This is a genomic window from Streptomyces sp. NPDC002044 (assembly GCF_040296725.1).
Lineage (GTDB): Bacteria > Actinomycetota > Actinomycetes > Streptomycetales > Streptomycetaceae > Streptomyces > Streptomyces antarcticus.
On sequence record NZ_JBEOXU010000017.1, the window covers coordinates 62,854 to 71,580 of the forward strand.

Genomic DNA, 8,727 nt, shown 5'->3' on the forward strand with positions numbered 1-8,727 from the left:
GGCCGGCGCGTCCGCTACTTCTTCGCGAGCGCGTAGGGCGCCAGCTCCGACGCCAGCTCCGGGTGGACCTGCGCCTTCAGCAGGGTGCCTTCCGGGGTGTGCTCCTCGGAGAGCACCTCGCCCTCCGCGTGCGCCTTGGCGATCAGCGAGCCGAGGGTGTACGGCACCAGGGCCTCCACCTCCACCTCGGGCCGCGGCAGCTCGGAGTCGATGAGCGCGAGGAGTTCCTCGATGCCCATGCCCGTACGGGCCGAGACGGCGATGGAGTGCCGTTCGATCCGCAGCAGCCGCTGGAGGACGAGCGGGTCCGCCGCGTCCGCCTTGTTGATCACGACGATCTCGGGCACGTTCACCGCGCCGACCTCGCGGATCACCTCGCGCACCGCCGCCAGCTGCTCCTCCGGCGCCGGGTGCGAGCCGTCCACGATGTGCAGGATGAGGTCGGCGTCGCCGACCTCTTCCATCGTGGAGCGGAACGCCTCGACGAGGTGGTGCGGCAGGTGCCGGACGAAGCCGACCGTGTCGGCCAGGGTGTAGATCCGGCCGCTGGGCGTCTCGGCCCGGCGCACGGTCGGGTCGAGGGTGGCGAACAGCGCGTTCTCCACCAGCACGCCCGCGCCCGTGAGGCGGTTGAGCAGCGAGGACTTTCCGGCGTTGGTGTACCCGGCGATGGCGACCGACGGCACCTTGTTGCGGCGCCGCTCCTGCCGCTTGATGTCCCGGCCGGTCTTCATCTCCGCGATCTCCCGGCGCATCTTCGCCATCTTCTCGCGGATCCGTCGCCGGTCGGTCTCGATCTTGGTCTCACCGGGGCCGCGGGTGGCCATGCCGCCACCGCCGCCACCGCCCATCTGCCGGGACAGCGAGGCGCCCCAGCCGCGCAGGCGCGGAAGCATGTACTGCATCTGCGCGAGCGCGACCTGCGCCTTGCCCTCCCGGGACTTGGCGTGCTGGGCGAAGATGTCCAGGATGAGGGCGGTCCGGTCGACCACCTTCACCTTGACGACGTCTTCGAGGGCGATGAGCTGGCCGGGGCTGAGCTCGCCGTCACAGACGACGGTGTCGGCGCCGCTCTCCGTCACGATGTCGCGCAGCTCGCGCGCCTTGCCGGAGCCGATGAAGGTGGCCGGGTCAGGCTTGTCACGGCGCTGGATCACGCCGTCGAGCACGACGGCGCCCGCGGTGTCGGCGAGGGCGGCGAGCTCCGCGAGGGAGTTGTCGGCGTCCGTCGCCGTACCGGAGGTCCAGACACCGACGAGCACGACGCGCTCGAGGCGGAGCTTGCGGTACTCGACCTCGGTGACGTCTTCGAGTTCGGTGGAGAGACCGGCCACGCGGCGCAGGGCCGCGCGCTCGGAGCGCTCGAACTGCTCGCCGTCCCGGTCTCCGTCGATCTGGTGGCTCCAGGCGACGTCCTCTTCCATCAGGGCGTCGGCCCGAAGGCTCTCGGTGAAGCTCGGCGAGTCCGGCACGTCCTGTGCGTCCTGTGCGTCCCGCGCGTCCTGGGAAGGGGAAGAAGAGGAGGTCATTGGATCCTTACGTCGGTTTCGTATGTGTCGGCCGCGGCCCGTGGAACGCGTGCCGTGTGTGCCGTCACGTAGTCACGGCAGCCTTCACGGCACACTGTCACGTTCAACGTGTCACACCGCCGGGGGATTCCCCGCACGGCCCCGTCGATGGTGACATGCCCGCTCCCCGGCGGTCACACGCTTTTCGGGGTGCCCCACTCGGGGTGCCCGGGCATCGCGGGGGTCGTCTTCCCGTACAGCCACGGCTCCAGGAAGGGCCCGAGGTCCCGGCCAGCCTCGCGGGAGACCAGGCGTACGAAGTCCGCCGTGCCCGCGACGCCGTCCCGGTGCTCCGCCACCCAGCGGCGCTGGATCCGGTCGAAGACCGCGGTGCCGATCTCCTGGCGCAGGGCGTACAGGATCAGCGCGGCGCCGTCGTAGACCACCGGCCGGAACAGCCCGATCTTCTCGCCCGGGGCGGCCGCCTTCGGGGCGGCCGGGGGGCCGCCGGCCGCCCGCCACTGGTCGGAGCGCTGGTACGCCTCGCGCATGCGCCGCTCCAGGGAGTACGTGCCGAGGCCGTCGGCGTACAGCGCCTCGTACCAGGTGGCGTGTCCCTCGTTGAGCCACAGGTCGGACCAGGTGCGCGGGCTCACGCTGTCGCCGAACCACTGGTGGGCCAGCTCGTGGACCATCACGGACTCGACGTACCAGTCGGGGTAGCCCTCCCCCGAGAACAGGCTGTGCTCGAAGAGCGAGAGGGTCTGCGTCTCCAGCTCGAACCCGGTGGTGGCCCGGGCGATCAGCACGCCGTAGTTCTCGAAGGGGTAGCGGCCGACCCGCTCCTCCATCCACGCGACGTGGCCCGCGGTCTTCTTCAGCCACGGGTCCAGCCGCTCGCGGTCGGCGGCGGGCACCACGTGGCGCAGCGGCAGCCCGTGCGGTCCGGTGCCGTGGACGACGGCGGAGCGGCCGACGGACACCTGGGCCAGCTCGGTGGCCATCGGGTGCAGGGTCCGGTAGGTCCAGGTCGTGGCGGAGCCGGCCCGGCGGGCCGGGAGCGCCCCCGGGACCCCGTTGGCCACGGCCGTGAGCCCGTCCGGGGCGGTGATCCGGAAGGTGAAGAACGCCTTGTCGGCGGGGTGGTCGTTGCAGGGGAAGACCCGGTGGGCGGCGTCGGCCTGGTTGGCCATGGCCAGGCCGTCCTCGGTGGGCACCCAGCCGCCGTCGCCGCGTCCGCGCGGGTCGCTGGTGTGCCGGACGGTGATGTGCAGCGGCCCGCCGCCCGCCACCGGCCGCGCGGGGGTCAGTACGAGGTCCTCCCCCGCGCTCTCGAAGCGGGCCGGCTCCCCGTTGACCTCGACGGAGGCCACCTTCCCGTGGGTGAAGTCCAGGTTGATCCGCTCCATCGGCCCCAGGGCCCGGGCGTTGATCACGGTGACGGCGTCGAGGGGGGTGCGGTTGTCCTTGTACGTGAAGGACAGGTCGTACGAGAGCACGTCGTACCCGGGGTTCCCGAGCTCCGGGAACAGCCGGTCGCCGATGCCCAGCGGCGCCGGCGGGGGCAGCACGGCGGCGACGAGGGTGAGGGAGGCCGCGGCGAGCAGGGCGGCGCGCAGGCGTGGGGAGGTGAGCTGCATCCACCACCGCTTACCAGTGCCCGCCGCACGGCCGCGAACGACGCGCGACGGGGCCACCCGAACGGGTGGGCCCGGCGGAGGAGGGCGCTACGCGCGGCTGACGTCGTAGACCCCCGGCACGTCCCGCATCGCCCGCATCAGCGCGGTCAATCCCGTCGCGTCGGGCAGTTGCAGGGTGTACGTGTGGCGGACGCGCTGTTCGACCGGGGGTTCGACGGTGGCGGAGACGACCTCGACGCCCTCGCGGGCGATGGCCTCCGTCAGGTCGGCCAGCAGGTGCGGGCGGCCGAACGATTCGGCGAGGAGGGTGACCCGGCAGTCCGCGGTGGCCCGCCAGTGCACGGCGACGGAGGTGCGCCCCACCGCGCGCATCTGGGCGACGGCGGCGCACTGCACGCGGTGCACGGTGACGGCCCCGCCCCGGACCACGAATCCGGCCACCGCGTCGGGCGGCACCGGGGTGCAGCAGCCGGCGAGGCGCACGGTGGCGTCGGGCAGGTCGGCGACGGCGTTGCCGCCGTCGCCCCGGGCGCCGACCACGGACAGCGGCGCGCGGGCGGCCGAGGTGGTGGCCATGGCCAGGTCGGGGTGGGTCTGGAGCCAGCTGCTGATGGCGATCCGGGCGGCGGGGGTCCGCGCGTGGTCGAGCCACTCGACGGCGGGCCCGGAGGAGGCGTCGTGCGCGAGGAGCAGCTGCACGGTGTCCCCGTCGGAGAGGGAGGAGGAGAGCGAGGTGAGGCGCCCGTTGACCCGGGCGCCGATACAGCCGTGCGCCGCCTCGCCGTGCTGGGCGTAGGCGGCGTCGATACAGCTGGCCCCGGCGGGCAGGCCCAGGGTGCCGCCGTCGGCCCGGAACACGGTGATCTCGCGGTCCTGGGCGAGCTCGGCGCGCAGGACGCTCCAGAAGGTGTCGGGGTCGGGCGCGGACTGCTGCCAGTCGAGCAGGCGCGAGAGCCAGCCGGGCCGCGTCGGGTCGACCCGCTCCTCGTCGCAGTCGGCGGCGGCCTCCGGCGGGGTTCCGGTGGTGTACGGATTGCCGAGCGCGACCACGCCGGCCTCCGCGACGCGGTGCATCTGCCGGGTTCGGACGATGACCTCGGCGACGTACCCCTCGGGCGTGGCGACGGCGGTGTGCAGGGACTGGTAGAGGTTGAACTTCGGGGCGGCGATGAAGTCCTTGAACTCGGAGACGACCGGCGTGAAGCAGGTGTGCATCTCGCCCAGCACCGCGTAGCAGTCGGCGTTCTCGCCGACCTGGACGAGGATGCGGCCGAAGTCGGAGCCGCGCAGTTCGCCGCGCTTGAGGGCGATCCGGTGCACGGACACGAAGTGCCGCGGGCGGACCTGTACCTCGGCGGTGATGCCGGCGTCGCGCAGTACGGCCCGTACGGAGTCGGCGATGGCGGGCAGCGGGTCGCGCTCGCCGGCGTGGGCGGCGATGAGGGCGCGGGTGCGCGCGTACTCCTCGGGGTGCAGGATCGCGAAGACGAGGTCTTCCAGCTCGGTCTTCAGGGCCTGGACGCCGAGCCGTTCGGCGAGGGGGATGAGCACGTCGCGGGTGACCTTGGCGATGCGGGCCTGTTTTTCGGGGCGCATGACGCCCAGGGTCCGCATGTTGTGCAGCCGGTCGGCGAGTTTGATGGACATGACGCGGACGTCGTTGCCGGTGGCGACGAGCATCTTGCGGAAGGTCTCGGGTTCGGCGGCGGCGCCGTAGTCGATCTTCTCGACCTTGGTGACTCCGTCGACGATGAAGCGGACCTCGTCGCCGAACTCCTCGCCGACCTGATCGAGGGTCACGTCGGTGTCCTCGACGGTGTCGTGGAGGAGCGAAGCCGTCAACGTCACGGTCTCGGCGCCGAGTTCGGCCAGGATCAGGGTGACGGCGAGCGGATGTGTGATGTACGGCTCACCGCTCTTGCGCATTTGACCGCGGTGCGAGGTCTCCGCGAGCAGGTAGGCCCGCCGCAATACGGACAGATCGGCGTCCGGATGGTGGGCGCGGTGCGCCTCGGCGACGTGCCCGATGGCGTCCGGGAGACGGTCCCGGGAGGTGGGCCCGAGCAGGGCCGCGCGCCCGAGCCGGCGCAGATCGAGCCTGGTCCGTCCGCGTCTGCGGAGCTCAGGGCGCACTTCGGGGTGTGCTTCGGGGTTCGTGGCCTCTGCACTCATGGGCACCTCCGGCGGCTTCGACCGGCGGTGGCGGGCATGCGGTGAGCCCTCAGGGCCGGTGCCTGATGTTACCGACCCCACCACGTGGCGCAGTCCACCTCTCGCTCAGCGTGAAACGGATCACCCATTGGAGGGAAGCTTCAGCCGAAAGCCGTTTCGGTGAGCCAGGCCGGGTCGAACTCTCCCGCGGCCACGATCACGGCCGGTCCGGTCATGTCGATCCGCCCGTCGGGGTGCTCGGTGATGACCAGCGTGCCGCCGGGGAGGTCGACGGTGTAGGTGACCGGCGCGCCGGTGGCGGCCGGGTCGGCGCCGTCGCGGCGGATGGCGGCCACGGCGACGGCGCAGGCGCCGGTGCCGCAGGAGCGGGTCTCGCCGGAGCCGCGCTCGTGCACGCGCATGGCGACGTGCCGGGGGCCGCGGTCGACGACGAACTCGACGTTGACACCCGTCGGGTAGGCGGACGCCGGGGCGAAGACGGGGGCGGCGAAGAGGGTTCCGGCGTCGTCGAGGCTGTCGACGAAGGCCACGGCGTGCGGGTTGCACATGTTGACGTTGCGCGCGGGCCAGCTCCTGGCGCCGACCGTGACGGTGACCTCGCCCTCGGGAAACTCGGCGCGGCCCATGGAGACGGTGACGTCGCCCTCCTTGTCGAGGTGGACGCGCTTGACCCCGTCCCGGGTCGCGATGGCGAGGTCCCCGGGTTCGACGTGGCCGGCGTGCTGGAGGTACCGGGCGAAGACGCGCACGCCGTTGCCGCACATCGCGGCGACGGAGCCGTCGCTGTTGCGGTAGTCCATGAACCACTCGGCCTCGTCGGCCAGGTGCGCCGCCTCGGGGTGGGCGGCGGACCGCACCACGTGGAGCACACCGTCGGCGCCGATCCCGGCCCGCCGGTCGCAGAGCCTGGCGACGGCCGACGCGGGCAGCTCGACGGCGTTGTCCGGGTCCGGGACGATCACGAAGTCGTTCTCGGTGCCGTGGCCCTTGAGGAAGGAGAGGGTGGTGTGCGTCACCAGCCCATGGTACCGAGCCCTTCCCGGCGCGTACGGAGCCCCTCCCGGGCGGTCCGCGGGCCGTTTCCCGGCCCCGGCGGCGGAGACCGGTCTAGCGGAGCCTGGCGACCCGGTAGACGGCCAGGGCCACGACACCCAGCGCGATCACCGCGTACAGCGCGGCCATGCGCCAGTCGGGCCGGCGGCCGCTCCCCCGGGCCGGAAGCCCGGGCCAGGTGTAGCCCACGCGGCGCGCGGCCATCATCCCCCAGCCTCCGGCGCAGCAGCTGATCAGGAAGCCGAGCATGGCGACGACCGCTCCGCCGTCGCCGAACTCGAAGGCGAGGGGGAAGGCGAACATCAGCGAACCGGCGGCGGCGAGCATCACGATGGGCGCGATCTGCCACAGGCGCAGGCGGCGCTGCGGGCGCAGTTCGACCTCGAACTCGGGGCCCGCGGCGGCGTCGGCCCCGGCGGGGTCCGGGGCGTCCGGCCCGTCCGGGGTCAGGCGCGCCGGATCGGCGGGAAGTCCCAGCCCCGCGGGGCCGTCCGGCCCGTCCGGCTGGTGCAGGAGCGTCGGGTCCGCTTCCCGCAGGGTGTCGTCCCGCCCGGTGTCACGAGGGCCGGCCTCCATCGCCACGCGCCCTCCCCACTCGGACTCAGTACGCCGCAGTTCAGCACCGGTGACCACACCGGCATGAGTGTGATGATGGCACGCCCCCGGCCCCGCGACGGGCGCCCGGGGCGTCCCGATGCCATCACGTGATCAGGCTGTGACCGCTCGTTCGACCAACGACTGCGCGAGTCCGGGGAGTTCCCCGCGGTCGGCAACGGCCCCGCTGAGCCAGTTGACCCGCGGGTCCCTGCGGAACCAGGAGTCCTGGCGGCGCGCGAAGCGCTTGGTGGCGCGGACGGTCTCGGTCCGTGCCTCCTCCTCGGTGCACTCCCCGGCGAGCACGGCCAGTACCTGCTGGTAGCCGAGGGCCCTGGAGGCGGTGATTCCGTCGCGCAGGCCGCGGGCCTCCAGCGCGCGGACCTCGTCGACCAGGCCGTCCTCCCACATGCGGTCCACGCGTAGCGCGATCCGCTCGTCGAGCTCGGGCCGGGCCACGTCGACGCCGATCTGCACGGTGTCGTAGACGGACTCGTGGCCGGGGAGGTTCGCGGTGAAGGGCCGGCCGGTGATCTCGATGACCTCCAGCGCCCGGACGATCCGGCGGCCGTTGCTCGGGAGGATGGCCCGCGCGGCGGCCGGGTCGGCGGCGGCGAGCCGCGCGTGCAGGGCGCCGGGGCCGCGGAGTGTCGCCTCCTCCTCCAGCCGGGCGCGGACCTCGGGATCGGTGCCGGGGAACTCCATGGCGTCGAGGGCGCCCCGGACGTAGAGCCCGGAGCCGCCGACGAGGACCGGCGTACGGCCCTCCGCGAGGAGGGCGTCGATCTCGGCGCGGGCCAGGCGCTGGTACTCGGCGACGCTGGCCGTCTCGGTGACGTCCCAGACGTCGAGGAGACGGTGCGGGACGCCGCCGCGTTCCCCCGGCGTCAGCTTGGCGGTGCCGATGTCCATCCCCCGGTACAACTGCATCGAGTCCGCGTTGACGACTTCACCGCCGAAATGGCGGGCCAGGGCTACGCCCAGATCGGACTTTCCGGCCGCGGTGGGACCGACGACGGCGATGACCCGCGGGGCGGGGGCTGCTTTCCTCACGGCCCCAGTCTCGCAAACCCGGCGGCATGTACCCGATCGGGCTACGTGACGGGGCGGAGTCGCAGTCGTTGCCCTGGCGTGGTTCCGGCCCGGCGCGCCGCTGTGGGAGGCCGGTCCGGCCACAGCGGAACTTCACTCGCACGAGTAGCGTTATGGGAGTAGACATGGGCATTTTTCGTCGGTTTTTCGGCGGCAAGGACGAGGACGCGACCGAACAGGCCGCGGCAGAGTCCCTGACTCCGGAGTCCGGTTCGGCCGACGAGGCCGAGGCCGCGCCGACTGCTGCGGAAGCGCAGGCTCCGGCGGCGGAAGCCGTGGAGATTCCGAAGCAGCAGTCGGCCGAGGTCGCCGCGGACAGCGAGGCCGGCGAGGGCGCCCGTACGTAGCCACGCCAACGGAAGGTGCCCCATGGGTCTGCTGGACAATCTGAAGGCCAAGCTCGCTCCGGCGAAGGACAAGGTCGGCGACCTCGCGCAGCAGCACGAGGGCAGGATCGGCGAGGGTCTGGAGAAGGTGGCCAAGGCCGTGGACTCCAAGACCAAGGGCAAGTACAGCGGGCAGATCACGAACGGCACGGGCAAGGCGAAGGACGCCCTGGGCAAGATCGCGCACAAGGACACTCCCGGCGGGCCGACGCCGCCGGTCACTCCCTGACGCGGTCCCGGGAGGGGCGCGCACCGGCCGCGGCCGGTACGCGCCCCTCCCGC

At 72.8% G+C, this 8,727-nt stretch carries 8 protein-coding genes; 2 read left to right on the forward strand and 6 right to left on the reverse strand.

The window, feature by feature from the left end; all coding sequences use genetic code 11:
* Positions 1-14: 14 nt before the first annotated feature.
* From hflX to miaA, 6 genes are all read right to left on the reverse strand, one after another.
* Positions 15-1,529, reverse strand: a complete 1,515-nt coding sequence (gene hflX / locus ABT106_RS07230) for a GTPase HflX (protein ID WP_351273546.1) — start codon at positions 1,527-1,529, stop codon at positions 15-17.
* A 173-nt stretch (positions 1,530-1,702) separates the two neighbouring features.
* Positions 1,703-3,148: a M1 family metallopeptidase gene (locus ABT106_RS07235; RefSeq protein WP_351273549.1), complete on the reverse strand. Its 1,446-nt coding sequence runs from the start codon at positions 3,146-3,148 to the stop codon at positions 1,703-1,705.
* Between the two features lie 87 nt (positions 3,149-3,235).
* Positions 3,236-5,320 (reverse strand): RelA/SpoT family protein, encoded by a 2,085-nt coding sequence (locus ABT106_RS07240; protein ID WP_351273552.1) that lies wholly within the window; start codon positions 5,318-5,320, stop codon positions 3,236-3,238.
* 140 nt (positions 5,321-5,460) lie between these two features.
* Entirely contained in the window at positions 5,461-6,336 is an 876-nt protein-coding gene (dapF, locus tag ABT106_RS07245; protein WP_351273554.1) for a diaminopimelate epimerase, read from the reverse strand.
* A gap of 91 nt (positions 6,337-6,427) precedes the next feature.
* Positions 6,428-6,955, reverse strand: a complete 528-nt coding sequence (locus ABT106_RS07250) for a hypothetical protein (RefSeq protein WP_502979247.1) — start codon at positions 6,953-6,955, stop codon at positions 6,428-6,430.
* Between the two features lie 126 nt (positions 6,956-7,081).
* Complete coding sequence (gene miaA, locus ABT106_RS07255; RefSeq protein ID WP_351273557.1) at positions 7,082-8,020, reverse strand: tRNA (adenosine(37)-N6)-dimethylallyltransferase MiaA; 939 nt, start codon at positions 8,018-8,020, stop codon at positions 7,082-7,084.
* A 164-nt stretch (positions 8,021-8,184) separates the two neighbouring features.
* Between miaA and ABT106_RS07260 the strand changes: the two genes are divergently transcribed.
* Together ABT106_RS07260 and ABT106_RS07265 are read left to right on the forward strand one after the other, a co-directional pair.
* Positions 8,185-8,406, forward strand: a complete 222-nt coding sequence (locus ABT106_RS07260; protein ID WP_351273560.1) for a gliding motility protein — start codon at positions 8,185-8,187, stop codon at positions 8,404-8,406.
* A gap of 22 nt (positions 8,407-8,428) precedes the next feature.
* Positions 8,429-8,674 (forward strand): antitoxin, encoded by a 246-nt coding sequence (locus ABT106_RS07265; protein WP_351273562.1) that lies wholly within the window; start codon positions 8,429-8,431, stop codon positions 8,672-8,674.
* Positions 8,675-8,727: the final 53 nt, after the last annotated feature.

What these genes read in the sequence shown, in the direction of transcription:
- ABT106_RS07240 (WP_351273552.1), bottom strand. Translation starts at nt 5,320, where the DNA reads ATGAGTGCAGAGGCCACGAACCCCGAAGCACACCCCGAAGTGCGCCCT.
- ABT106_RS07260 (WP_351273560.1), top strand. Translation starts at nt 8,185, where the DNA reads ATGGGCATTTTTCGTCGGTTTTTCGGCGGCAAGGACGAGGACGCGACC.
- hflX (WP_351273546.1), bottom strand. Translation starts at nt 1,529, where the DNA reads ATGACCTCCTCTTCTTCCCCTTCCCAGGACGCGCGGGACGCACAGGAC.
- ABT106_RS07235 (WP_351273549.1), bottom strand. Translation starts at nt 3,148, where the DNA reads ATGCAGCTCACCTCCCCACGCCTGCGCGCCGCCCTGCTCGCCGCGGCC.
- ABT106_RS07265 (WP_351273562.1), top strand. Translation starts at nt 8,429, where the DNA reads ATGGGTCTGCTGGACAATCTGAAGGCCAAGCTCGCTCCGGCGAAGGAC.